The following is a 24535-nucleotide window of genomic DNA, read 5'->3' as shown; positions in this document are numbered from 1 at the left end:
CCTTGGCGAGGATTGCGTTCATCTGCCCGCCCTTCGCGGCGCATGTGGCGAGCTTCCGCGCGCTGGGCGAGGAGCTCATCCGGCGGGGGCACGAGCCCTTCTTCCTGCTGAACGCGGGCGCGCAGGCAGCGACGGGGGATATTCCCGTCCACCATGTGCCCGCGCGGGCGCACGATCCCGACGCGGCCGAGGTGCTGGCCCGGGCCGAGAACCCCAAAGGCGTGCTCGCCACGCTCCGCACCATCGCCGACAGCGCGGCCATGACCGACCAGCTCTGCGCAGGAGGGGTCGAGGTCCTGCGCGAGGCTGGGGCCGACGCGATCGTCGGCGACCAGATGGAGCCGGCGGGCTTCCTGCTCGCCGGCGCGCACCGCCTGCCCTTCTGCGGGCTCGCCGCCGCGGTCCCGATCGACCCCGCCCCGGGCGTGCCCCTGCCCTTCCTCGACTGGCCCTACCAGCCGGAGGAGGTGGCGAAGCTGCGCCGCACCGCCGCGATCGGCGACGCTTTGAGCCGGCGGCAGAACAAGGTGATCGCCGACTGGGCGGCGCGCTTCGGCCTCGCCCCCGCGGCGCGGCTGAGCGACTGCCTCGGCACCACGCAGATCGCGCAGATGATCCCCGCGCTCGACTTTCCCCGGCCCGAGCCCCTGCCGTTCGTGCCGGTCGGCCCGCTGCGGCGCCCCGAAGAACTGGTCGACGTCCCCCTGCCCTTTATCCGTCCGGCCGACCGCCCGCTCGTCTTTGCGACCATGGGGACGATGCTCGGCGGTGAGATGAAGGTGTGGCGAGCGCTGGCCGAGGCGTGCCGTCAGGCCGGCGCGGCGCTGGTGATCGCGCATGGCGGGCGGCTGTCCGAGCAGCAGGTCGCGGGTTTCGGCGTCCATCACGCCGCCGACTTCCTCCCCTATCGCGCGGTGATGAAGGCCGCCGATCTCGTCATCACTCATGGTGGAAGCAACACCGTCCTCGATGCGCTTGCCAGCGGGACCCCGCTGCTGGTCCGCCCGGTCGGTTTCGACCAGCCCGGCAACCTCGCGCGCATCCGTCATCACGGGCTCGGCGAGAAGCTGGCGAGCCTGCGCAAACCGGGAGAGATTGCCGCGCAGATCCGGCGGGTGATCGGCGACGCCCAGGTGAAGGCCAATGTCGCACGGGTCGCTGCGGCGCTGGCCGGGACCGGGGGCGCGGTAGCGGGCGCCGAGGTGGTCGAAACCCTGCTCTAGCGCCTGGGCAGCAGCAGGCTCGAATCCCCGTAGCTGTAGAAGCGATAGCCGCTCTTGATCGCATGGGCGTAGGCGGCGCGCATCGTGTCGAGGCCCATCAGCGCGCTGACCAGCATGAACAGGGTCGACTTGGGCAAATGGAAATTGGTCATCAGCCCGTCGACCGCCTTCCACCGGTAACCGGGCGTGATGAAGATGGCGGTGTCGTCCTCGAACGGCTGGATCCGCCCGTGCTCATCGGCGGCGCTCTCGAGCAGGCGCAGCACGGTGGTCCCGACCGCGATGATCCGCCCGCCGGCATCGCGCGCGGCGTTCAGGCGGTCGGCGGTCGCGGCGTCGATCCGGCCCCATTCGGCGTGCATCTGGTGGTCGTCGGTATCGTCGGCCTTGACCGGCAGGAAGGTCCCCGCGCCGACGTGCAGCGTCAGCGTTTCGCGCGCAATTCCCGCGGCATCCACCGCTTCGATGAGGCGCGGTGTGAAGTGGAGCGAGGCGGTCGGCGCGGCCACCGCCCCTTCTTTCACCGCGAACATGGTCTGATAATCCTCGGCGTCGGCCGCATCGATCGGCCGCTTGCTCGCGATATAGGGCGGGAGCGGCATGGTCCCGGCGCGGTGCAGCAGTACCTCGACCGGCTCGTCGCCCAGGAAGCGCAGCAGCAGCGCGCCGTCGGCGCCCTTCTCCTCGCACACCGCCTCGACCCCGCCGCCGAAGGTCAGGACGTCGCCCGGCTTCACCCGCCGCGCGTTGCGGACGAACGCCCACCAGCTGCGCAGGTCGTGCCGCTTGTGGAGGGTCGCGCTGAGCTTGGCCTCACGGACCCGTCCCTCGAGTTGCGCGGGAATGACGCGGGTGTCGTTGAAGACGAGGACGTCGCCCTTGCGCAGCAGATTGGGAAGGTCGCGGACAGTCCGGTCCTCGAGCCGCTCGCCATCGACCAGCAGCATCCGCGCGCTGTCCCGCGGACGCGCGGGGCGCAGCGCGATATTGGCGTCGGGAAGGTCGAAGTCGAACAGGTCTACGCGCATCGGCGCGCGCCTAGCAAAGAACGTCGGTTCCGCGAAGGTCGGGGGCTCAGCCCCCGAGTGTCGCCTTGACGATCTTGGTCGGATTGGCCGGCGGCTCGCCCACCTCGATCTTGTCGACATTGTCCATGCCGCTGATCACGCGCCCGAAGACGGTATATTTCCCGTCGAGCGACACGCGCGGCACGAACATGATGTAGAACTGGCTGTTGGCGCTGTCGGGCTCGGCCGCGCGGGCGGCGGCGACGGTGCCGCGCAGGTGCGGCAGGCTGTTGAACTCGGCCTTGACGTCGGGAAGCGGCGAGCCGCCCGTGCCGTCACCCTTGGGGTCGCCGCCCTGCGCCATGAAGCCGGGGATCACGCGGTGGAAGCTCAGCCCGTTGTAGAAGCCCTGGCGGACCAGGGTCTTCACCCGCTCGACCATCAGGGGCGCGGCATCGGGACGAAGCTGGATGACCACCCGCCCGCCGTTCGACAGGTCGAGGGAGAGCTCGTTCGACTTGTCGGCGGCAATCTCGGCCGGGGCGACGATCGGCAGCGGCGCGGGCACCGGCGCGGGCTGGGTCTTCGCCGCAAGGGCGGGAGCGGCGGCGACCAGCGCCAGCAGCGGCAACGCGAACTTGAGTGTCATTCGTGGTTTTCCCTTTGGCCCTCTTGCCCCAGCCGCGCGGCAACTTCGGCCGCGACGCCAGGCGTGACGAACTTGTCGATGGCGCCGCCGTAGCGCGCGATTTCTTTCACCAGCCTTGACGCGATCGGCTGGAGGCAGACGTCGGCCATCAGGAAGACCGTCTCGATCCGGTCATTGAGCTGCTGGTTCATGCCGGCCATCTGATATTCGTATTCGAAGTCGGCGACCGCGCGCAGGCCGCGCAGGATCATGCTCGCCCCCTGCGCCTCGGCGAAGTCCATCAGCAGCGCGTCGAAGCCGACCACCTCGATATTGGCGATGTCGGCGGTCTCGCGCCGGACGGCGGCGATCCGCTCCTCAGTCGAGAAGAGCGGCGTCTTGGACGGATTGGTGGTGACCCCGATCACCAGCCGGTCCGCCAGCCGCGCGCCGCGCCGGATGATGTCGAGGTGGCCGAGGGTGATCGGATCGAAGGTGCCGGGATAGACGGCGGTGCGGGCGGTCACCGGTCGCGCTCCACCGCGTAGCGGGCGATGGCGCGGAGGAGGTCGGCTTCCTCGCCATGGCCGTGGAGGTGCTCGATCGCCTGGGTCACCAGCATCTGCGCCTGCTGGCGCGCGCGGTCGGCGCCGAGGAGCGAGACGAAGGTCGCCTTGCCCGCCTCGGCGTCCTTCTGGAGCTTCTTCCCCGCCGCTTCCTCGTCGCCTTCGTGGTCGAGGAGGTCGTCGGCGATCTGGAAGGCGAGGCCGACGTTGCGGGCATAGCCGCGATAGCGGGCACGGCCCTCGGGCGCGACGCGGCCCATGACGACCGCCGCCTCGACCGCATATTCGATCAGCGCGCCGGTCTTCAGTTGCTGCAACCGGGTGATGGCCCCGAGGTCGAGCGTCTCGCCTTCGGCCGCGAGGTCCATCGCCTGGCCCCCGCCCATGCCGTCGATGCCGCTGGCCTTGGCCAGTTCGAGGACCAGTTCGGAGCGGACGAACGGATCCTCGTGGGTGCGCTCGTCGGCGAGCAGTTCGAAGGCGAGCGCATGGAAGCAGTCGCCGGCGAGCACCGCGGTCGCTTCGTCGAAGGCCTTGTGGACGGTCGGCTTGCCCCGGCGCAGGTCGTCGTCGTCCATGCAGGGAAGGTCGTCGTGGATCAGGCTGTAGACGTGGATCGCCTCGATCGCCGCGCCGGCGCGCAGGGCGCGGTCCTCGTCGATGGCGAACAATCGCGCGGCAGCGACGGTGATCAGCGGGCGCAGCCGCTTGCCGCCGCCGATTCCGGCGTGGCGCATCGCGGCACAGAGCCGGTCGCGGCCGTCGCAGCGGTCGGCGAGGGCCTGCTCGAACAGGGCGTCGACGCCCGCGGCGATCCGCTTCGCCTCGGACAGGAGGTCGGTCGCCTCGGCCACGCTTGCCATCAGTCGGCGTCGAACGGACGGGTGCCGGCGGGCGTGCCGTCGGGACCAAGCGCGATGGCGTCGATCCGCGCCTGGGCGGATTTCAGCCGTTCCTCGCACAGACGCTTCAGCCGGTCGCCCTCCTGGTAGAGGTCGATCGACTGGTCGAGCGGCGCCTCGCCGCGTTCCAGCAGGCGGACGATCTCCTCGAGCCGGGCAAGCGCGGCTTCGAAGGTCAGGGTTTCAGGGGCGGAAGCCATGGTTAGGGATTAGCTCGGCTTGAAGGAGAAGCAAGCGCGAGCGTCCTTCGACTTCGCTCAGGACGAACGAACAGAATCATCGTTCGTCCTGAGCGGAGCGCCGAAGGCGCGCAGTCGAAGGGCGTTATTCCGAGACCTTGCGGAACGGGTCCTGGACGCCCGGCATGATCTCGCCCGGGGCAAGGCCATGCTCGTCACGCTGGGACTCGATGGCGGCGGCCTCGGCGTCGCGGGCGTGCTGCTCGCGCTCGGCGCGGAGCTGCTCGATCAGGCTGGCGCGGTCGGTGTCGAGACGGCCGTCGTCGACCTGCTCGATCCCCGCCGCCTTCTGCGCCTTGGCGACCGCGGCATCCAGTTCGCGCTGGCTGGTGAGGCCGAGCGTCACCGGGTCCTTGGGCTGGATGTTGGCGATGTTCCAGTGGCTGCGGTCGCGGATCGCGGCGATGGTGGTGCGGGTGGTGCCGATGAGCTTGCCGATCGCGCCGTCCGAGACCTCGGGATGGTTCTTGATGATCCAGGCGATTCCGTCGGGCTTGTCCTGGCGCTTGGAAACCGGCGTGTAGCGCGGGCCCTTGGTGCGGGTGACGGCTTCGGGCGCCTTGTGCATCCGGAGGCGATAGTCGGGGTCGGCCTGCCCCTTCTCGATCTCGTCGTGGGTGAGCTCGCCCGAGCGCAGCGGATCGCGCCCGGTCAGCTTGGTCGCCGCGGTGTCGTCGGCGATCGCCTGCACCTCGAGGATGTGGAGGCCGCAGAATTCGGCGATCTGCTCGAAGGTCAGCGCGCTGTTGTCGACCAGCCAGGCGGCGGTCGCATGGGGCATGAGCGGGGTCGCTTGGCTCTGGGACTGGGCCATGGTTCGTCTTCTCCGGACACAAAAAGGGCCGCCCCGAGAGGAGCGGCCGAACGTTGAATATCCTTACCCTCGTTGTGACCGCTGAGCAAGGCTTGCTCAGACCGACGCTGGCGCGCCATTCGCGGATTTTCGTAGGTAATTAAGGGCACCGGCGATCAGGATAAATCCTGAAACCAAGATCATGATCGCCGGGTTAGTGAGCACCTGTGTCGTGGTGTAATGAGTTTCGATCTTGCTCGGATTATAGTTGATCAAGAAATAACTCTTAGGAATAAGAAGCAGCAGACTTGCCAGTTTCGTCGTTTTATCTTCCGACATTATCAGCGGAGCGATAAAAACGATCATATGATAGTCAACGAACACTGCCGAACCAAGCGCATACGCACTCACGCAGATGAAGGTAAAATTCCCGGCGTCTAATTCGCCGAAATAACGTACAATAATCGCTACGCTTGCCAGCGTTCCCGCTAAAACTGTTCCCAGCACTAAGGACGGAAAGCCCATTGCGTACAAAGCGCTATAGGCGGAAGACCCGAATGCCAACATGAGCGGCGAGTCCAACGTTCCCTTGAGGTAAAGGCTCATTCCGTGGCGAAAGCTGCTTAGCGTATATTCCGGATACAACGCGTGCGCCATGATCGCTGAAGCCACGCCCAGCGCTACGGCCGCGATGCCCACCCGAAGTCCGAAGCGCCAGTCGATATTTCGATGCGCGATTAGCAGCGGCAGCAGCACGGGAAGGGCATTGGGCCGGATGTTTAAGGCCACAGCGAACAACATGATTCCGACAGCATCGGTCTTCCGCCTGACAAGGGCGGCGACAAGGCATGCGCCACATAACCCAGCGTATAGATTGCCCCGGTCGATCATGAAGGCGACCGGATAACTGAGGATTGCGGTGTACGCTATCGCTGCACCAGTCTTCGTGCGTAAGGTAGAAAAAAATGAAACGACAAGTGCTATCGTTAACACGAAGAATACCAGCATTGGGCTAAGAATTTGAAATAGCTTCGACGCTAATACTGTGAGAAGCATTGAAAATGGCGGAAGGTGCATAATCGTGAACCTTCCGTCCTTGTAACCCGGATTATTCACGAACCACTCAGTGATCGCTTCAAAGCCTGGTGGATAATTACCACTGTGAGGCACAGCATAAACCACGAGGATGAAGTCGCCGAACCGCTGGCTGGGCTCATATAGTACCCGGGCCACCCCTGCTTCTTGGGCCGTCATTGAAAGTATCCAAGCCAAAGCCATGACAACAGGCATGACCCAGGTGACGTGAAGGGACTTACGAGTGATCATGCGCGCATTCCGTAAAGGGAAAGAGCTGGAAGGGTTGTTCGGACTAAATATCGACTAACGACATCATATCTCAAAGTTTTCATCAGAACGTCTTACCCACCAGCCAGCCGCTCTCACAGTAGCGGGGCGCGCGGGGATCGCCGGCGGCGCTGCTCGGCGGCGTGCAGGGTTTGGGAATGCCGGACAGGTCGGCGCGGCGCATCTTGGGCCACACCGTCAGCTGGTAATTGGGATCGGCGCGCCACTTGGCGACTTCGGCCGGCCACGACGGTCCATCGGCCAGCCAGTCCATCGGGCTCGGATAATACATCGCGCCGACCGCGAGGTAGAGGAACAGGAAGGCTTTCAGCCAGATCGCAAGTCGCGGCCCTGCCCGGGGGATGATCCCGATCAGGGCCAGGCCGAGCAGGACCACCGGCAGGAAATTGTAACGCTCGCCGGTGTAGGGACGGAACGGCGCCTTGGGATCGATCGACGAGGTCATGCCGTAGGTCAGCGTGACGGCGGCGATGAACAGCCCCGCGAAGAGCAGCCAGAAGGCTGTCTCACGCCGGCGCAGGCTCCGCAGGAGCAGCCCGCCGAAGATCACCGCACTGGCCAAGGCGGCCATGCTGACGAACAGGAGGGTCGTCTCGCGGCTGAGTCCGAGGAGCGCTCCCAGTAACTCTGAAATGTCGAGGCCCACCAGGGGCAGCATGAACAGGCGAATGAACATGGCAGCGCCGACCGAAAGCGGGTCGAGCCAATGCCCGCGGATCGGACTTGGATAGTAGAAGACCAACATCTGGATCAGCGCGCCCAGGCCGAGCGCCGTCAGCTGAAATGCTCGCTGGGGGTCGCGGTCGACGTAGGCGCGCAAGGCGAACAACGGCACCAGCAGGATCGCGCCCGGGCCACAGAGCGGGCCCAAAAGGAGCGGCACGAGGTAGAGGATCCGGACGGCGCGGCGCCGGGGAATGTCGAGCGCGAGGATGATCGCCGCACACAGCGCCAGATGAAACTGGATGTGGAGCGTGTTGAGATAGACTTCCTCGGTCGAGGGAGCGAGCACGACCACCAGCAGCGCGAGGCAGCGTGCGGTCCGGCTGGGCAGCCAGTCGGCCTTGCCGGTGAGCAGGAGCAGGCCCGGCGCGAGCTGCACCACGAGCGCCAGCGTCATGGTCAGATAAGGCGCATATTCGAGCTTGATGACGCCGGATTTGACGAGGTGCGCGAGAAGGACTCCGGGCGCATTCGCCCCGATGTTGAGATAGCCGCCGAACGGCCGGAACAGCGCCTCCTCCCATGGGAAATGCCAGGCGTAGGCGAGGAAGACCGTCGCTTCCTCGTCCTGGAAGCGGCCGTGGACCCAGGCGTTGGGCAGGCGCAGGGCGACCAGCAGCGCGAAGGCGAGGAGGATCAGGAGGGTCTGCGGTCGGGTGAAGCGGTCGGCCCGCCGCGGCGCGGCGTCGGGACGCGTCGCGCTCATCGTCCGGCCCCCGCCGTCAGTCCCCGCGTCATCGGCGCCCCCGCCCCCTTGCCCGATGCAAGAAAGGCCGCCCATTGCCGAGCGGCCGTCGGTGAGCAGGCTAGCTTGGGCCCTCCAGCGGGGCAAGCCGCTGGAATCGGGCGCTGCCGCCCTGTCCCGGCCTAGGGCGTGACGAGGACGATCTTGCCGACGTGGTCGCCCGCTTCCATCCGGGCGTGGGCGGCGGCGGCCTCGGCGAGGGGGAAGGTGCGGTCCATCACCGGGCGGAGCTGGCCGCTCTCGACGAACGGCCAGACGGTGCGCCGCAGTTCCTCGGCGACGAGGGTCTTGAAGGCGAGGCTGCGCGGGCGGAGCGTCGAGCCGGTGAGCGTGAGCCGGCGGCGCATGACGTCGAGGAAGCTGACCTCGGCGCTGACCCCGCGCTGGGTCGCGATCGAGACGTGGCGGCCGTCCTCGGCGAGGACCGACAGGTTCTTCGGAATGTAGTCGCCGCCGACCATGTCGAGGACGACATTGACCCCCGCCCCGCCGGTCAGCGCGCGGGCGCGTTCGGCGAAATCCTCGGTCTTGTAATTGATCGCCGCGGCCGCGCCGAGCGCCAGCGCCGCCGCGCATTTGTCGTCGCTGCCGCAGGTGACGATCGCCTTGACCCCGAACAGCTTGCAGAGCGCGATCGCCATGGTGCCGATCCCGCTGGTCCCGCCGTGGATCAGCGCCCACTCGCCCTCGGTCGCGAAGCCGCGCTCGAACAGGTTGATCCAGACGGTGAACAAGGTCTCGGGAAGCGCCGCCGCCTCGGCCAGCGGCAGGCCCTCGGGAACGGGCAGCGCGGTCCCGGCGGGCGCGATGGCATAATCGGCATAGCCCCCGCCCGCGACCAGCGCGCAGACATTGGTGCCGATGAGATGGGTCGCCCCCTCGCCCGCCGCGACCACCTCGCCGGCAATCTCGAGGCCCGGAATGTCGGACGCGCCCGGCGGCGGCGGATAGACACCGCGGCGCTGGAGCACGTCGGGCCGGTTGACCCCGGCCGCGGCGACCCGGACGAGCAGCTCGCCCGGACCCGGAACCGGCACCGGCCTGTTGATCGGCCGAAGCACCTCGGGTCCGCCCGGCGCGCTCACCTCGATGGCCGTCATGACGTCAGGCAGGTCCATGCAGTCGCGTTCCCGGTGCTCAATCTTGCTGGTGGAGACGGGTCTTAATCGCTGTTTGGGAGCGGCAAAGCGAAAAGTTGGGAATGATGGCCCCGCGCCCCGTTGACTTGAAGGATTTGGCGTCCGACCTTGGGGGCATGGACGACGATTTCTTCTCGTCACGACCCGAGGATCCGCTGGTGCAGCTTGGCCGGCAGGACCTCGATCCCCTGAGCCACCATGAGCTCGACGAGCGGATCGCCGCGCTCGAGGCGGAAATTGCGCGGGTCCGCGCCCACCAGGAAGCGGCGTCGAAGCACCGCTCCGCGGCCGATGCGCTGTTCAAGCGATAGAAACCTGTCCCTTGGTCTTTTGGCTGCCCTTGTCGCGGCCGCAACGCCTCACGAGATAAGAAGTTAATAAGAAGCCGGGAGCCTTCGCTTCCGGTCCAGGAGTCCCCGAATGCCCAGTTTCGCCCGCGAGCTCGAACAGACCCTCCACAATGCGCTTGGGGAGGCGAGCCGCCGCCGTCACGAATATGCGACCCTCGAGCATCTGCTCATGGCGCTGATCGACGATGCCCATGCTTCGAAGGTGATGACCGCCTGCGGGGTCAATCGCGATGAACTTAAGGCCACCGTCAAGCAGTATCTCGACGGCGAGCTCGGAGCGCTCGTCGCCGACAGCGGCACCGATCCCACCCCGACCAGCGGCTTCCAGCGCGTGGTCCAGCGCGCCATCCTCCACGTCCAGTCGTCGGGCCGCGACGAGGTGACCGGCGCCAACGTGCTGGTCGCGCTCTTTTCCGAGCGCGAGAGCTATGCCGTCTATTTCCTCCAGCAGCAGGACATGAGCCGGCTGGATGCGGTGACCTACATCAGCCACGGCGTCGGCAAGGGCGAGAGCGCCGAGGGGCAGCAGCCTTCCGCCGGGGCCGGACCCGAAGAGACCAAGTCCGACAAGGGCGCCGCCGACAAGAAGGAGAGCGCGCTCAAGCAGTTCACCGTCGACCTCAACGAGAAGGCCAAGCTCGGCAAGGTCGATCCGCTGATCGGGCGCACGGCCGAGGTCGACCGGACGGTGCAGATCCTCTGCCGCCGGTCGAAGAACAACCCGCTCTATGTGGGCGATCCGGGCGTGGGCAAGACCGCCATCGCCGAAGGCCTCGCGCGCAAGATCATCGAGGGCGACGTCCCCGACGTGCTCAAGCCCGCGGTCATCTACTCGCTCGACATGGGCGCGCTGCTCGCCGGCACCCGCTACCGCGGCGACTTCGAGGAGCGGCTGAAGTCGGTCGTGTCGGAACTCGAGAAGATGCCGCACGCGATCCTGTTCATCGACGAGATCCACACCGTGATCGGCGCCGGCGCGACCAGCGGCGGGGCGATGGACGCGTCGAACCTCTTGAAGCCCGCACTGTCGAGCGGCGCGATCCGCTGCATCGGCTCGACCACCTACAAGGAGTTCCGCAACCATTTCGAGAAGGACCGGGCATTGCTCCGGCGCTTCCAGAAGATCGACGTCAACGAGCCGACGGTCGAGGACACGATCAAGATCATCGCCGGCCTGCGCTCCTCCTTCGAGCAGCATCACCAGGTCCGCTACACCCCCGACGCGATCAAGTCGGCGGTGGAGCTGTCGGCGCGCTACATCCATGACCGCAAGCTGCCCGACAAGGCGATCGACGTGATCGACGAGGTCGGCGCGATGCAGATGCTGGTGCCGGTCTCGAAGCGGAAGAAGGTGATCACGCCCAAGGAGATCGAGCAGGTCGTCGCGACCATGGCCCGGATCCCGCCGAAGAGCGTGTCGACCGACGACAAGAAGACGCTCCAGCACCTCGAGGCCGACCTCAAGCGCGTCGTCTTCGGGCAGGACCTCGCGGTCGAGCGGCTGGCCTCGGCCATCAAGCTCAGCCGGGCGGGCCTGCGCGATCCCGACAAGCCGATCGGCAACTATCTGTTCTCGGGTCCGACCGGCGTCGGCAAGACCGAGGTCGCGCGCCAGCTGGCCTCGATCCTCGGCATTCCGCTCCAGCGGTTCGACATGAGCGAATATATGGAGCGCCACTCGGTCAGCCGGCTGATAGGCGCGCCTCCGGGTTATGTCGGTTATGACCAGGGCGGTCTCCTGACCGACGCGGTCGACCAGCAGCCGCACAGCGTGCTCCTCTTGGACGAGATCGAGAAGGCGCATCCGGACCTGTTCAACATCCTCCTGCAGGTGATGGACAACGGGAAGCTGACCGACCACCACGGGAAGACCGTCGACTTCCGCAACACCATCCTCATCATGACCACCAATGCCGGTGCGTCGGACATGGCGCGGGAGAGCATCGGCTTCGGGGCGATGAGCCGCGAGGACGTGCAGGAAGACGCGATCCGCAAGATGTTCACGCCCGAGTTCCGCAACCGTCTCGATGCGGTGGTGCCGTTCGGCTACCTCCCGCCCGCGGTGGTCGCCCGCGTCGTGGACAAGTTCATCCTCCAGCTGGAACTCCAGCTGGCGGATCGCGGCGTCCACATCGAGCTCGACGACGAGGCGCGCGAGTGGCTCACCGCCAAGGGCTATGACAAGCTCTATGGCGCGCGTCCGATGGGCCGGCTGGTGCAGGAGAAGATCAAGCAGCCGCTCGCCGAGGAACTGCTGTTCGGCAAGCTGGTCCACGGCGGCGAGGTCAAGGTGCGTCTCAAGGACAATGTCCCCGTCTTCGAGATCACCCCGGCCGCGCCGGCCAAGACGACCAAGCCCAAGGGCGCCAAGGCGCGCAAGGCCAAGCCGAGCGACACCAAGCCGAGCGAGGCGCCCGAGACCCCGCCGGCCGAATAAGCCCGCGGGACAAGGACAAGGAACAGGGCGCGGGAGGGACCTTCCGCGCCCTGATTCGTTTGTCGGGTGATGAACATGGCGTCTTGCCGGAACCCGGCCCCCGATCCTTGCCGGTCCTGAGCGTCTTCCTCAGCCCCCAGGCGATCACGCTTGCCGTGCTGGTCGCGGTGGTGGTCGCGCTGATCCTCGACAAAGGGCGTTCGGACGTCATCGCTCTGTCGGGCGCGGCGGTGCTGCTGATGACCGGCGTGGTCCGCCCGCTCCAGGTCCAGAGCGCCTTCGCCAGCCCGGCGGTGATCACCCTCGCCTCGCTGTTCGTCATCGCCTATGCGATGGAGCGCGCGGGGCTGCTCGACGCGGGGATCCGCGCGCTGGTCGCGCTGTGCCAGCGGATCGGCCGGGCGGGACTGTGGATCCTGATCGGGATCGGCGGCGCGGCCTCGTCGGTGCTCAACAACACGCCGATCGTGGTGTTGCTCGCGCCCGTCATCAAGGATTCGGCCGAGCGCATCGGCCTGTCCGCCAAGCCCTTCCTCATCCCCTTGTCCTACGCCTCGATCCTCGGGGGCGGCTGCACGCTGATCGGCACCTCTACCAACCTTCTCGTCAACGACGTCGCGGGCGCGGCCGGGCAGATGAAGTTCGGCATCTTCGAGATCACCCCCGTCGGGGTCGCGGTGGCGCTTGCGGGCGGGCTCTACCTGCTGCTCTTCAGCGGGCGGCTGATCGACAGTTCGGACGCGCCGCAAGTGCCCGTACTCCCCAAGGTCGGCGCCACCAATGCGGCGGGCGGCCTTCCCGGCGACGCGTCCGCCTTCGCCGAGGAGCGGCCACTCCAGCCGCTGCGCGCATTGGTCTCGCTGGCCGTGTTCGTCGCGGTCATTGCCGCCGCCGCGGTCGGCATCGCGCCCATCGCGGCCTGCGCCTTCGCCGGAGCGATCCTCCTCATCCTACTGCGGGTGCTGACCGCGGACGAGGCCTATTCGGGCCTTCGCCCCGACGTGCTGATGCTGATCGCGGGGATGCTGGTGCTGGGGATCGCGCTGCGCACCTCGGGGGTCGCCGAGACGATCGCGACCGCGCTGATCGGCAGCGTCGACGGCCTGCCGCCGCTCGCCGCGCTGGCGCTCCTCTATGTCGCGGTGCTGTTCCTGACCGAGATATTGTCCAATGCGACGGTCGCGGTGCTGTTCACGCCGATTGCGGTGTCGATGGGCGAGGCGCTGTCGGTCAGCCCCCGCCCCTTCCTCGTCGCGACCATGCTGGCGGCGAGCGCGGCCTTCGCGACCCCGTTCGGCTACCAGACCAATGCCCTGGTCTACCAGTTAGGGCGCTATCGCTATCTCGACTTCGTCAAGCTCGGGATGCCGCTCAACCTCGTCACCGCGGCGACGGCCTGCGCGGTCATCCCGATCTTCTTTCCCTTCTAGTTTTTCGGGCGCCCGTCGATCGTGACGGTCCCGCGGGTGCCGCCGCCATTGGGGGCGAAGCGCATGGCGAACTTGTCGCCGTCCTTGCTGGTCCCGTTGATGCCCTCGCCCGCGGCCGCCGCCTCGATCCCCTTGGCCTTGAACTGGTCGAGGAAATAGCCGCGCACCGCGGCGGGTTCGGCCGGGGCGTCGAAGCCGATCTCGACCAGCGACTTGCCGTCCTCGGCGTTCAAGTTGAAGCCGGTGACGGTCGCGCCGGGGTACATCTTGACCCCGTCGATGTCGAAATTGGCATCGCTCATCATGCCCGCGGGAAGCTTAATGTTGCCGCTGGCGAAGGGCAGGTCGAACTTCACCTGGCCCTGGCCGTCGCCGGCGATCGCCACCTTCTCCTTGGTCGTGTCGTGCTTGACCGAAACGTCGGCGTCGCAGGCCGCAAGGCCGAGCAGCGCAGTGACCAACAGGACGTGCTTCATCTTCCCCTCCAACTGTGTTGCTGATGCAATACAGCTAGGCGAACGGTCGCGTCAAGCGGCGAGTTGGTCCTCCCCGCCCGCGCGTGCCCCCGCCCACAGCGCGCCCATCAGCGCGTCGAGGCTCGGCGGCTCGACCGCCTCGAGGCCGCTTCCGGGATAGAAGGTCAGTTCGCCGAAGCGGGGCGTGCCGGCGATCTCGTAGAAATCGGCCCGGACGAAATCGAAGCCCGCGCCCAGCCGCTCGGCCGCACGCAGCATCGCGGCGAGCGATGCCGGGCGGGCGGGATCGGGGTCGGCGGAGGCGGGCGAGACCCGCTTCCACTGGCGGTCGAACACGATCCAGCGATGATTGGTCCCGCGCCCCAGATGCACCTGAACGAACCGCGCCTCGCCGCCGAAGACGAAGATCTTGTAGTCGAGCGGCAGCGCGTCGCCTTCGCCGATGAAGGGCTCGACCAGCAGGCCGCGCTCGATCCCGCCGTAGAGCCACTCGTCGAGCCAGCCGCCATAGGGATGCGCCATCCACGCGGCCGAGCGGTCGCGCGCTTCGCGATGATCGGCGGCATTGCGCACCACCAGCGTCTGGTTGCAGCCGTGGCGCGACTTGACGACATAAGGGAAATCCCAGGCCGGATGCTCGGGAAGCCGACTGCCCTGCCACAGGGTCGGGGTCACCCACGACAGCCCGAGTTGCTGCGCCACCCATGGCTTCACCTTGACCTTGTCGGCCAGCAGCGGAAGCCGCGGATCGCGGTCGTGGAGCTTGCGGTGCTGGATCCACTCGGTGAGCAGGACGGGCGCCGCGAGCCGCGCCAGCCGCCGGTGCCGCCAAAGGTAAGTGAGCTGGATCCGCAGGCGGCTGGTGCCGGGCGGAGTCGGTGGGCGGTACAGGAAACGCATCATCGCTCCCCCAAGTGATCCAGATCGCCCGATCGTTCCAGACCCGGACCAAAGGGCGGAAGGGAACCCCTGCCGCTTTTCGTACAAAAGCTGCTTTTCAGACCGGCACGGGAGTTGCATGAGCAGCCACAGCCTTTGCGAAAATTTCACGGAGCCAGCCCTGATGCGTCCTCTCCTTCTTCTCGCGGCCACTGCCCTCGCCTCCGCCCCGCTCGCCGCACAGACCTTTTCGACCGCGCGCGTCGCGCAGGACATCAAGACCCTGTCGAGCGACGCCTATGAAGGCCGCGGTCCGGCCACCCCGGGCGAGACCAAGACGGTCGCCTATCTCGTCCAGCAGCTCAAGGCCGCGGGCGTCCAGCCGGGCGGCGAAGTGATCGACGGCAAGCGCCAATATACCCAGCGCGTGCCGCTGCTGCAGTCGAGCTGGAGCGCCGATCCGGTCGTGACGCTGCAGGGGACGTCGGGCGGCGCTCGCCTTACGCAGGGCACGGATATCGCGGTCCGCGCGCCGCTGACCGGCGCGAGCCAGCTCCGCCTCGACAATGCGCCGCTCGTCTTCGCCGGCTATGGGGTCCAGGCGCCCGAACGCCAGTGGGACGACTTCAAGGGCCAGGACCTGCGCGGCAAGATCCTCGTCGTCTTCATCAACGACCCCGATTTCGACGGCCCGATCGGCGACGGCGGCCCCGATTTCGGCGGCAAGGCGATGACCTATTACGGCCGCTGGACCTACAAATATGAGCAGGCGGCCAAGCTCGGCGCGGCGGGCGTGATCATCGTCCACGAGGACGCGCCGGCCTCCTACGGCTGGAACACGGTCAAGAATTCGAACACCAACACCATGTTCGACGTCGTCCGCCAGAACCCCGGCGGATCGCATCCCGCGATGGAAAGCTGGGTGACGAGCGCCACCGCGTCGAAAATCTTCGCCAGCGCTGGCATGACGCTGGCCGAGGCCAAGGCCATGGCCCGTCGCCGCGACTTCAAGCCGGTCGAGCTGCCGATGCGTCTCAGCGTCACCGGCAATGCCGCCGCCAGGACCATCACCAGCTACAATGTAGTCGGCCTGCTGCCGGGCACGAAGCGGCCCGACGAGACGGTGATCTATTCGGCGCACTGGGATCACCTCGGGGTCGGCCTGCCCGACGCCAATGGCGACAATATCTACAATGGCGCGCTCGACAATGCGACGGGCACCGCCCACGTGCTCGAGCAGGCGCGCTGGTTCGCCAAGGGCCCACGCACCGCCCGCAGCCTCGTCTTCCTGTTCGTGACCGCCGAGGAGAAGGGCCTGCTCGGCAGCGAATATTATGTCTCGAACCCGCTCTATCCGCTCTCCAAGACCGCCGGCGTCCTCAACACCGACGGCGGCGCCATTTACGGACCGGCGCGCGACTTCTCCATGTCTGGCTCGGCCAAGCTCGGGCTGCTCGACATGCTGGTCGCGGAAGGGGCGAAGCAGAAGCGGACCTACTCCCCCGACGAGAAGGTCGAGGCGGGTTACTTCTTCCGCTCCGACCACTTCCCCTTCGCCAAGCGCGGCGTTCCGGCGGTGAGCTGGCGCGGCGGCATCGATCTCGTCAACGGCGGCAAGGCGCGCGGCCTTGCCCTGAACGAGGACTATACCGTCAAGCGCTACCACCAGCCCGACGACGAATATTCGCCGAGCTGGGATCTGTCCGGCCTCGCCCAGGACGCGCAGCTCCTCCACAACGTCGGGCGCGACCTCGCCAATTCGACCGCCTGGCCCAACTGGAGCGACGACAGCGAATTCCGCGCGGCCCGTGATGCCAGCGCCGGCGATCGCGGCGCGGCGGCACCCGCAACGACCACGGCGGGCGAACGCGGCTAGTCGATCTGCAGGGCGGCCGGGATCGGACCGGCCGCCTTGCCATCGCCTGGTCATCTGGGTTACGTTCCCTTTTCGTTCTGCAGGGGAAGCGCCATGACCGACCTCACTTTCTATACCAACCCGCAGTCGCGCGGGCAGATCGTCCGCTGGATGCTGGAGGAGGTGGGCGCGCCCTACGAGACGGTGATCCTCGACTATGCGACGACCCTCAAGGGCGACGAATATCGCGCGATCAACCCGATGATGAAGATCCCGGCGATCCGCCACCGCGGCAAGGTGGTGACCGAGGTCGCGGCGATCTGCGCCTATCTTGCCGACGCCTTTCCGGACGCCGGACTTGCCCCCGCTCCCGCCGACCGCGCGGACTATTACCGCTATCTCTTCTTCGCGAGCGGACCGCTCGAGATGACCTTCAGTTTGAAGGCGATCAATTACGATCCGCCAGCGGACAAGCAGCGGATGTTCGGCCACGGCAACGAGGCGCTGGTGTTCGAGGCGCTCGAGACGATGCTCGGCGACCGCGACTATGTGACGGGCCGTTTCTCCGCGGCCGACCTCGTGCTGGCCTCGCAGCTCGGCTTCATGATGATGTTCGGGATGATCGAGGGCTCGGACACGCTCAAGGCCTATGTCGCCCGCTGCACCGACCGCGACGCCTGGCGCCGCGCGAAGCAGATCGATACCGACGCGGGCGAGGCGCTGAAGGCCGCCGCCCAAGCAGCGGCCCCCGCGGCCTAGGCCAGCCGCGCCTTGTAGAGGCTGGTAAGGCGCGCCCAGGCCTTTTCGGCCGCGGCCTCGTCATAGGCCTGGCTGCCGCCGACGCACCAGCCATGGTCGGCGGGATAGACCTCGATCTCGGCCCGGCGCTTCGCTTGCGCGAAGGCGGTGCGAAGCGTGGCCTTGGCGTCCGGCTGCCTGGCGTCGTCATTTTGCGCGATGGCGACGAGAAAGTCGGCCCTGGTCCGGGGAAGGAGGAGGTGCGGGCTGTTCGGCTTGTCGGTGACGAGCCCGCCGCCATGGAAGCTCGCCGCCGCGCGGATCCGCCCGGGCACCGCGGCAGCGGTCCGGAAGGTGAAGGGCCCGCCCATGCAATAGCCCTGGACGCCCGCCCCGCGCGCGCGGTCGGTGGCCTTCTGCCGGTCGAGGAAGGCGAGATAGGCGCGCGCGTCGCTGTCGATGCGTTCGTCGGTCAGTGCGGCGCGATACTCCATCACCGGCTTCATCGCCGCGCGGTCGGAGAAGTCGACGCTCCCCGATACCACCGGCGCCTTCTTCGCCCGGTAATAGGGATTGGGGACGAGCACGACATGGCCCTGCGCGGCGAGGCGGCGGCCCATCTCGCGGAAGACGGGACGAAGCCCGAGAATGTCGGTCCAGATCAGGACCGCCGGCCAGCGCCCCTTGCCCGCCGGGTGGAACAGCGCGGCATCGGCCTGTCCGTCGGGGGTGGGCACGAGGACGTCGCTCTCCACGACCGACCCGGCGGCGGCCGCGAAGCCGGGAAGCCCCGTCGCGGCAGCGGTGCCCGCAAGCCCGATCATCAGCCCGCGCCGGGTCATGTCGGTGTCGACGATGAAGCGGCCCTTGTCGGTCTCGCACATGGCTCGGATCTCCTGTCAGGCTGAAATGCTTGCGCCCAAAAATAAAGGACCCGGCGGATCGCTCCACCGGGTCCCTTCTACCGTATCCTTCTGGTGCGCGTCCCTTAGCGGCGGTCGCCGAGGAACTGCAGCAGGAAGGTGAACATGTTGATGAAGTCGAGATAGAGGTTCAGCGCCCCCATGATCACGACCTTGCCCATCATGTCGCTGCCCGCGACATAGGCGTACATGCTCTTGATCTTCTGCGTGTCGTAGGCGGTCAGGCCCGCGAACAGCAGCACGCCGATCGCGCTGATCGCCAGCTGCATCGCGCTCGACTGCAGCCACAGGTTCAGCAGCGAGGCGACCAGCAGGCCGACGACGCCCATGATCAGGAAGGTGCCGAAACCGCTGAGGTCACGCTTGGTGGTGTAGCCCCAGAGGCTCAGCCCGGCGAAGGCCGCGGCGACGGCGAAGAAGGTCGTCGCGATGCTCGTCCCGGTATAGACTAGGAAGATCGAGCTCATCGACAGGCCCATCACGACCGCGAACGCCCAGTAGAGCGCCTGCAGGGTCGAGGTCTTCATCCGGTTGAGGCCGAAGCTCATCGCCATGACGAAGGCGAGCGGGGCGAAGATGATCACCCAGCGCAGCGGGGTCTGCAGAACCTGGGCCGCCATGCCGCTCGAGGCGAACAGCAGGGCGACGATGCCGGTCAGCAGCACGCCCGACGCCATGTAATTGTACACGCTCAACATGTAGGACCGCAGGCCCGCGTCGCGGGCGGCGCGCGGCACGCCGACCGATACGGCGGGGTTCGCGGCGGTCGTCGTTCGCGGGTCAGACCAGTTCTGCATTTCTAGCTCCATTGTCGGCGGACCGAGATGGCCCGTCCACGTGACCATATATCGTAGAGCCATCCGAAGGTTTCAAGAAAAACCGGTCGGACGACGGTAAGCGTTGCAGTAACCGTCGCTTGTCTCAAAGTGACGCCATGCACCGGCTGTTCGTCGCCCTCCCCCTTCCCAAGCCGATTGCCGACCTGCTCCTCGATCTCGAGGACGGACCCGAGGGGCTGCGCTGGGTCCATGCCGACAGCTTCCACCTCACCCTGCGCTTCATCGGCGAGGTCGACGGTCGCACTGCCGAGGATGCCGCTGCCGCGCTCGCCGCCGTGCATGTCCCGCGCTTCGACCTGAGGCTGGCAGGGGTCGGGCAATTCCACCACAAAGGTTCGGGTGCCCTGTGGGCCGGCATCGCGCCACGCGAGCCGGTCGCCGCGCTCGCCGCCAAGGTCGAGCGCGCGCTGCAGTCGGCGGGCCTCCCGCCCGAGATCCGCGCCTTCACGCCCCACATCACCCTCGCCCGCTGGAGCGGCCCCGCGCCTGCGCTCGGGGACTGGCTCCGGCGCCACGGGACGCTTTCAAGCGAGCCATGGACCGTCGACCGGCTGGTTCTGTTCGAAAGCCGGCTCGGCAAGGCCGGGCCGCATTATGAGGAAGTGTTGGAAGTGGGGCTCAAATAGCGTCGTCCCCGCGAAGGCGGAGACCCCAGGAGACAGCGCACGTCGCCCGAGGTCCCCGCCTCCGCGGGGACGACGTCAGTTCGTCAGAAGGCCGCTTCGTCGAGCGCCATCACCGTGTCGCCGCCGGCCTCGATCTGGCCGCGATAGGCGCTCGCCTTGGGAAGCTCGCGGCTGGCGTAGAAGCGCGCGGTGGCGAGCTTGGTCTGGTGGAAGCTCGCGTCCTCGCCCGCCTCATTCTCGAGCCGGGCCGAGACGTCGGCCATCTTGAGCCACATCCAGCCGAGCGTCACGAGACCCATCAGGTGCATGTAGGGCACCGCTCCCGCGCCGGCGTGATTGGGATCCTGCATCCCGTTCTGCGCCAGCCACATGGTCGCGGCCTGCAGATGGCCAAGCGCCTTCTCGAGCGGGCCCGCGACCCCGGCGGGATCGCCATTCTTGCGCGCGTCGGCGATGTCGGCGGCGATGGTCGCGAACAGGAGCTGGATCGCGCGGCCGCCATTGGCGCCGAGCTTGCGGCCGACCAGGTCCATCGCCTGGACGCCGTTGGTGCCCTCGTAGATCTGGGCGATGCGGGCGTCGCGGACGAACTGCTCCATCCCCCATTCGCGGATGTAGCCGTGGCCGCCGAACACCTGCTGCATGTTCACCGTGGCCTCGAAGCCCTTGTCGGTGAGATAGCCCTTGATGACCGGGGTCAGCAGCGAAATGAGGTCGTCGGCGCGCTGGCGCTCTTCCTCGGTCGCGCCCTTGCGGGAAAGGTCGACCTGCAGGCTCCCCCACAGGATCAGCGCGCGGGCGGCCTCGTTGAAGGCCTTGGCCTCGAGCAGCATGCGGCGGACGTCGGGGTGGACGAACAGGTTGTCGGCCTTGGCATTGGCGTCGCGCAGCTCGGGCTTCAGCGCCCGGCCCTGGCGGCGGTCCTTCGCATAGGCCACGGCATTCTGATAGGCGATCTCGCCCTGCGCGAGGCCCTGCAGGCCGACGCCGAGGCGCGCGGCGTTCATCATGATGAACATGGCGGCCAGGCCCTTCTCGGGCTCGCCGACCAGCCAGCCGGTCGCGCCGTCATAGTTCATGACGCAGGTCGAATTGCCGTGGATGCCCATCTTGTGCTCGATCGAGCCGCAGGCGAGGCTGTTGCGCTCACCCGGGGTGCCGTCCTCTTGCACGATGAACTTGGGCACCACGAACAGCGAAATGCCCTTCACGTTGTCGGGCGCGCCGACGATCTTGGCGAGCACCAGGTGGATGATGTTCTCGCTCATGTCGTGCTCGCCGGACGAGATGAAGATCTTGGTGCCGGTGATCTTGTAGCTGCCGTCGGCCTGCGGCTCGGCCTTGGTCTTGATGAGCCCGAGGTCGGTTCCGCAATGCGGCTCGGTGAGGTTCATCGTGCCCGTCCAGGTGCCCTCAACCATCTTGGGGACATAGGTCTGCTGCTGCTCGGGCGTGCCCTTGACCAGCAGCGAGGCGATCGCGCCGGCGGTCAGGCCATGATACATCTCGAAGCTCTGGTTGGCCGAGAGCACATATTCGGAAAGCGCGGTCGAGAGCACGTGGGGAAGCCCCTGCCCGCCAAACTCCTGCGGCGCCGACAGGCTGGTGAAGCCGAGTTCACAGAACTGCTTGTAGGCGTCCTTGAAGCCCTTGGGCGTGGTCACCGAGCCGTCCTCGTGACGGGTGCAGCCTTCCTCGTCACCGATGCGGTTGAGGGGAAGCAGCACTTCCTGGGTGAAGCGCGCGCCCTCGTTGAGGATCGCCTCGACGAGGTCGGGGGTGGCATCGGCGAAGCCCGGCAGGTTGCCGAAGTTCTGCATCTGCACGATGTGGTCGAGGACGTAGCGGGTGTCGCGGACGGGGGCGTTGTAGACGGGCATCGTGGCGTCTCCGAAAGAACCTGTTGGCAATGCTCTAGGTGGGTGAGCGGCCCTTAATCAACAATAATGTCAGCAGAGCGGATCGCCGACGAGATCACTCGCCGGCTCGGGTTTTTCCATACGGGTGAAGGTCTTGCCGGCAAGGCTCGCACCCGGCCCGCAATAATAAGCACAGGATGCTGGCAGCTGGCCGAAGGTCATCCGGTCGCCGGCCTCGCTGACCGGAAGACGGCAGCTCTGGTCGCCGTTGGGGACGAGCGCCCCGCCTTCGATCCGTCCGCGGACGAGACAATTGGAATCGCCGTCGCCGTAAGCGACCACGCCGGCGTCGGCGTTCGGGCCGCCGATGCACAGGCGGTCGCGGCCGCTTCCCGCATAGCTGAGAAAGGCCTGGGGTCGCGGCGCCGCCGGCTCCGCCCCGGCCTGATTGCCCTCGGGCGCTGCGTTGCGGCAGGCGGCGAGGAGCAGGAGGGACAGGATCAAGGCGCGGCGCATGGCCTTTTCCTGCCCCGCTGTCGCCTCCCCTTCAACCCCGGTTCAGCGGACAGGCGACAAACGCGCACGCCTCCCCTATATGCGCGGCAATCTCAGAGCGGGCGGACCCATGCTGACGACCAATCCTTACGACGACGACAAGCTGCGCGAGGAGTGCGGCATCTTCGCCGCCTGGAACGCGGACAATGCGGCGAGCTTCGTTGCTTTGGGCCTCCACGCGCTCCAGCATCGCGGGCAGGAAGCGGCGGGAATCACCTCGCTCGACCAGAGCGGGTTCCACTCGCACCGCGCGCAGGGGCATGTCGCGGGCAATTTCGACCGTGACGAGGTGATCCGCGCCCTCCCCGGCCGGACCGCCATCGGCCACGTCCGCTATTCGACCACGGGCTCGTCCGCGCTCCGCAACGTCCAGCCCCTGTTCGCCGAGCTCGCCGACGGCGGCTTCGCGGTCGCCCACAACGGCAATATCTCTAACGCGATGAAGCTTCGCCGAACGCTCAACCGGCGCGGCTCGATCTTCCAGTCGACCTCCGACACCGAGGTCGTCATCCACCTCGTCGCGACCTCGGCGCACACCCAGCTCCTCGACCGGATCGTCGACGCGCTGACGCAGGTCGAGGGCGCCTATGCCCTCCTGATGCTGACCGAGCAGGGCTTGATCGCCTGCCGCGATCCGCTCGGCATCCGTCCGCTCGTCATGGGCCGGATCGGCGACACCGTCGTCTTCGCCAGCGAGACCGTGGCCCTCGACGTCATCGGCGCCCGCTACGAGCGCGACGTGGGACCTGGCGAGATGGTCATCGTCAACGCCGACGGCCTGCGCAGCTTCCGCCCCTTCGCGTCCGCCTCCCCGCGTCCCTGCATCTTCGAGCATGTCTATTTCTCGCGCCCCGACAGCGTGGTCGACGGGATCAGCGTCTACGAGAGCCGCAAGAACATCGGCGCGGTGCTGGCCGAGGAGGCCGGGGTCGAGGCCGACATCGTGGTCCCCGTTCCCGACAGCGGCGTGCCGGCCGCGATCGGCTATGCGCAGGCGAGCGGGATTCCGTTCGAGCTCGGCATCATCCGCTCGCACTATGTCGGCCGCACCTTCATCCAGCCGAGCCAGGAGGTCCGCCACCTCGGCGTCAAGCTCAAGCACAATGCCAATAGCGCGCTGATCAAGGGCAAGCGCGTGGTGTTGATCGACGATTCGATCGTGCGCGGGACGACCAGCCTCAAGATCGTGCAGATGATGCGCGATGCCGGCGCGCGCGAGGTGCACATGCGGATCGCCTCGCCCCCGACCCGCCACAGCTGCTTCTACGGCGTCGACACGCCCGAGCGCGCCAAGCTGCTGGCCGCGCAGATGGATGTCGAGGCGATGGCCAAGTACATCAACGCGGACAGCCTCGCCTTCATCAGCATCGACGGCCTCTACCGCGCGCTTGGTGACCACCGCGACGCCGCCGCCCCGCAGCGCTGCGACGCCTGCTTCACCGGCGACTATCCGACCCGGCTGACCGACCTCACCGACAAGAAGGCGGAAGAAAGCGGATTGAAGCTCGCCGCGGTAAGCTAGGATTTGAAGCGCGTCGTCCCGGCGAAGGCCGGGACCTCAGCCAAATTCGGACTCAGCCTCCTGAGACCCCGGCCTTCGCCGGGACGACGACCTACATCGTGATCGAGCCGTCCTTGCGGCCCTTAGCCAGCTTCTTGAGCAGCATCTCGCGCTTCAGCCGCGAGAGGTGGTCGATGAACAGCACGCCGTTCAGATGGTCGATCTCGTGCTGGAGGCAGACCGCCAGCAGGCCGGTGATCTCGTACTCGTGGGTCTTGCCCTCGGCATCCTGCCACCGCGCCTTGATCCGGTCGGGGCGCAGCACTTCGGCATATTGCTCGGGGATCGACAGGCAGCCCTCCTTGTAGGGCACCATCGTCCCGCTCTCCTCGAGCACCTCCGGGTTGATGAAGACGCGCGGGTCCTTGATCGGCTTGCCCTCTTCGTCCTCTTCTTCCTGGAGGTCGATGACGAGCAGCCTTTTGGCGACGCCCACCTGGACCGCGGCGAGACCGATGCCGGGCGCGTCGTACATCGTCTCGAACATGTCGGCGATGAGGGTCTTCAGTTCAGCGTCGAAGGTTTCGACCGGAGTCGAGATCTCGCGCAGGATCGGATCGGGAATGCAGACGATGGGAAGAATGGCCATGGCGAGGCTATCTAGTGGCTAACCCATCCCTCGTCACCCCGGGCTCGACCCGGGATCCCGCTACCCTTTTCGAGGGAAGAAGCGGGAC

General features: G+C 67.1%; 24 protein-coding genes. 8 read left to right on the top strand and 16 right to left on the bottom strand.

What is annotated here, in order from left to right; genetic code table 11:
• Window positions 1-2 precede the first annotated feature (2 nt).
• Entirely contained in the window at window positions 3-1223 is a 1221-nt protein-coding gene (locus BS69_RS0111900; RefSeq protein ID WP_156957026.1) for a glycosyltransferase, read from the top strand.
• Here BS69_RS0111900 and queA read toward each other — a convergent pair.
• The 9 genes from queA to BS69_RS0111855 form a co-directional block, all read right to left on the bottom strand.
• Window positions 1220-2251 carry a tRNA preQ1(34) S-adenosylmethionine ribosyltransferase-isomerase QueA gene (gene queA / locus BS69_RS0111895; protein ID WP_029942174.1) on the bottom strand — a complete coding sequence of 344 codons (1032 nt, stop codon included), beginning with the start codon at window positions 2249-2251 and terminating at the stop codon, window positions 1220-1222. The two genes, BS69_RS0111900 and queA, sit on opposite strands and share 4 nt — an antisense overlap.
• A 46-nt stretch (window positions 2252-2297) precedes the next feature.
• A complete protein-coding gene (locus tag BS69_RS0111890; RefSeq protein WP_084184624.1) occupies window positions 2298-2879 on the bottom strand; it encodes a peptidylprolyl isomerase in 582 nt (193 codons plus the stop codon).
• Window positions 2876-3385 carry a pantetheine-phosphate adenylyltransferase gene (gene coaD, locus BS69_RS0111885; RefSeq protein ID WP_029942172.1) on the bottom strand — a complete coding sequence of 170 codons (510 nt, stop codon included), beginning with the start codon at window positions 3383-3385 and terminating at the stop codon, window positions 2876-2878. Before coaD ends, BS69_RS0111890 begins: the two co-directional genes overlap by 4 nt.
• On the bottom strand, window positions 3382-4287 hold the full coding sequence (locus tag BS69_RS0111880; RefSeq protein ID WP_029942171.1) for a polyprenyl synthetase family protein: 906 nt from the start codon (window positions 4285-4287) through the stop codon (window positions 3382-3384). Before BS69_RS0111880 ends, coaD begins: the two co-directional genes overlap by 4 nt.
• On the bottom strand, window positions 4287-4526 hold the full coding sequence (locus BS69_RS0111875; RefSeq protein WP_029942170.1) for an exodeoxyribonuclease VII small subunit: 240 nt from the start codon (window positions 4524-4526) through the stop codon (window positions 4287-4289). The genes BS69_RS0111880 and BS69_RS0111875 overlap by 1 nt, the downstream gene beginning before the upstream one ends.
• 124 nt (window positions 4527-4650) lie before the next feature.
• Window positions 4651-5346, bottom strand: a complete 696-nt coding sequence (locus BS69_RS0111870) for a DUF1013 domain-containing protein (protein WP_084184672.1) — start codon at window positions 5344-5346, stop codon at window positions 4651-4653.
• A gap of 129 nt (window positions 5347-5475) precedes the next feature.
• A complete protein-coding gene (locus BS69_RS0111865) occupies window positions 5476-6684 on the bottom strand; it encodes a hypothetical protein (protein ID WP_156957025.1) in 1209 nt (402 codons plus the stop codon).
• 82 nt (window positions 6685-6766) lie between these two features.
• The gene (locus tag BS69_RS0111860; protein WP_029942167.1) at window positions 6767-8152 is read right to left on the bottom strand and encodes a hypothetical protein; all 1386 of its coding nucleotides are present in this window, start codon (window positions 8150-8152) and stop codon (window positions 6767-6769) included.
• Between the two features lie 161 nt (window positions 8153-8313).
• Entirely contained in the window at window positions 8314-9309 is a 996-nt protein-coding gene (locus BS69_RS0111855) for an NAD(P)H-quinone oxidoreductase (RefSeq protein ID WP_029942166.1), read from the bottom strand.
• Between the two features lie 137 nt (window positions 9310-9446).
• Between BS69_RS0111855 and BS69_RS0111850 the strand changes: the two genes are divergently transcribed.
• From BS69_RS0111850 to BS69_RS0111840, 3 genes are all read left to right on the top strand, one after another.
• Window positions 9447-9641, top strand: a complete 195-nt coding sequence (locus BS69_RS0111850; protein WP_029942165.1) for a DUF1192 domain-containing protein — start codon at window positions 9447-9449, stop codon at window positions 9639-9641.
• A 109-nt stretch (window positions 9642-9750) separates the two neighbouring features.
• Entirely contained in the window at window positions 9751-12117 is a 2367-nt protein-coding gene (gene clpA / locus BS69_RS0111845; protein WP_051676786.1) for an ATP-dependent Clp protease ATP-binding subunit ClpA, read from the top strand.
• Between the two features lie 107 nt (window positions 12118-12224).
• Window positions 12225-13547, top strand: a complete 1323-nt coding sequence (locus BS69_RS0111840) for an SLC13 family permease (RefSeq protein ID WP_245605163.1) — start codon at window positions 12225-12227, stop codon at window positions 13545-13547.
• Here BS69_RS0111840 and BS69_RS0111835 read toward each other — a convergent pair.
• Both BS69_RS0111835 and BS69_RS0111830 read right to left on the bottom strand, forming a co-directional pair.
• Complete coding sequence (locus BS69_RS0111835; RefSeq protein ID WP_156957024.1) at window positions 13544-14023, bottom strand: hypothetical protein; 480 nt, start codon at window positions 14021-14023, stop codon at window positions 13544-13546. The genes BS69_RS0111840 and BS69_RS0111835 overlap by 4 nt on opposite strands.
• A gap of 51 nt (window positions 14024-14074) precedes the next feature.
• On the bottom strand, window positions 14075-14923 hold the full coding sequence (locus BS69_RS0111830; protein ID WP_245605162.1) for an ATP-grasp fold amidoligase family protein: 849 nt from the start codon (window positions 14921-14923) through the stop codon (window positions 14075-14077).
• Between the two features lie 163 nt (window positions 14924-15086).
• On the opposite strand from BS69_RS0111830, the gene BS69_RS0111825 reads away from it, so the two are divergent.
• Together BS69_RS0111825 and BS69_RS0111820 are read left to right on the top strand one after the other, a co-directional pair.
• A complete protein-coding gene (locus BS69_RS0111825; RefSeq protein ID WP_037504852.1) occupies window positions 15087-16778 on the top strand; it encodes a M28 family metallopeptidase in 1692 nt (563 codons plus the stop codon).
• 93 nt (window positions 16779-16871) lie between these two features.
• On the top strand, window positions 16872-17516 hold the full coding sequence (locus BS69_RS0111820) for a glutathione S-transferase family protein (protein ID WP_029942159.1): 645 nt from the start codon (window positions 16872-16874) through the stop codon (window positions 17514-17516).
• On the opposite strand, the gene BS69_RS0111815 is transcribed toward BS69_RS0111820, so the two are convergent.
• The gene (locus BS69_RS0111815) at window positions 17513-18379 is read right to left on the bottom strand and encodes a dienelactone hydrolase family protein (RefSeq protein ID WP_029942158.1); all 867 of its coding nucleotides are present in this window, start codon (window positions 18377-18379) and stop codon (window positions 17513-17515) included. The two genes, BS69_RS0111820 and BS69_RS0111815, sit on opposite strands and share 4 nt — an antisense overlap.
• A 104-nt stretch (window positions 18380-18483) precedes the next feature.
• The gene (locus BS69_RS0111810; protein ID WP_029942157.1) at window positions 18484-19215 is read right to left on the bottom strand and encodes a Bax inhibitor-1/YccA family protein; all 732 of its coding nucleotides are present in this window, start codon (window positions 19213-19215) and stop codon (window positions 18484-18486) included.
• A gap of 137 nt (window positions 19216-19352) precedes the next feature.
• Here BS69_RS0111810 and thpR point away from each other — a divergent pair, with 137 nt between their 5' ends.
• Window positions 19353-19883, top strand: coding sequence for an RNA 2',3'-cyclic phosphodiesterase (thpR, locus tag BS69_RS0111805; RefSeq protein WP_029942156.1), 531 nt, complete (start codon window positions 19353-19355; stop codon window positions 19881-19883).
• A gap of 83 nt (window positions 19884-19966) precedes the next feature.
• Here the strand turns inward: thpR and BS69_RS0111800 are convergent, their stop codons facing one another.
• Complete coding sequence (locus BS69_RS0111800) at window positions 19967-21763, bottom strand: acyl-CoA dehydrogenase C-terminal domain-containing protein (RefSeq protein ID WP_029942155.1); 1797 nt, start codon at window positions 21761-21763, stop codon at window positions 19967-19969.
• Between the two features lie 69 nt (window positions 21764-21832).
• Window positions 21833-22258, bottom strand: coding sequence for a hypothetical protein (locus tag BS69_RS0111795; RefSeq protein ID WP_029942154.1), 426 nt, complete (start codon window positions 22256-22258; stop codon window positions 21833-21835).
• Between the two features lie 109 nt (window positions 22259-22367).
• Here BS69_RS0111795 and purF point away from each other — a divergent pair, with 109 nt between their 5' ends.
• Window positions 22368-23819 (top strand): amidophosphoribosyltransferase, encoded by a 1452-nt coding sequence (purF, locus tag BS69_RS0111790; RefSeq protein WP_029942153.1) that lies wholly within the window; start codon window positions 22368-22370, stop codon window positions 23817-23819.
• A 91-nt stretch (window positions 23820-23910) separates the two neighbouring features.
• Here the strand turns inward: purF and def are convergent, their stop codons facing one another.
• The gene (def, locus tag BS69_RS0111785; protein ID WP_029942152.1) at window positions 23911-24447 is read right to left on the bottom strand and encodes a peptide deformylase; all 537 of its coding nucleotides are present in this window, start codon (window positions 24445-24447) and stop codon (window positions 23911-23913) included.
• Window positions 24448-24535 lie beyond the last annotated feature (88 nt).

It is taken from the genome of Sphingomonas astaxanthinifaciens DSM 22298 (assembly GCF_000711715.1).
GTDB lineage: Bacteria > Pseudomonadota > Alphaproteobacteria > Sphingomonadales > Sphingomonadaceae > Sphingomicrobium > Sphingomicrobium astaxanthinifaciens_A.
This window is presented reverse-complemented; position numbering and strand designations above follow the sequence as displayed.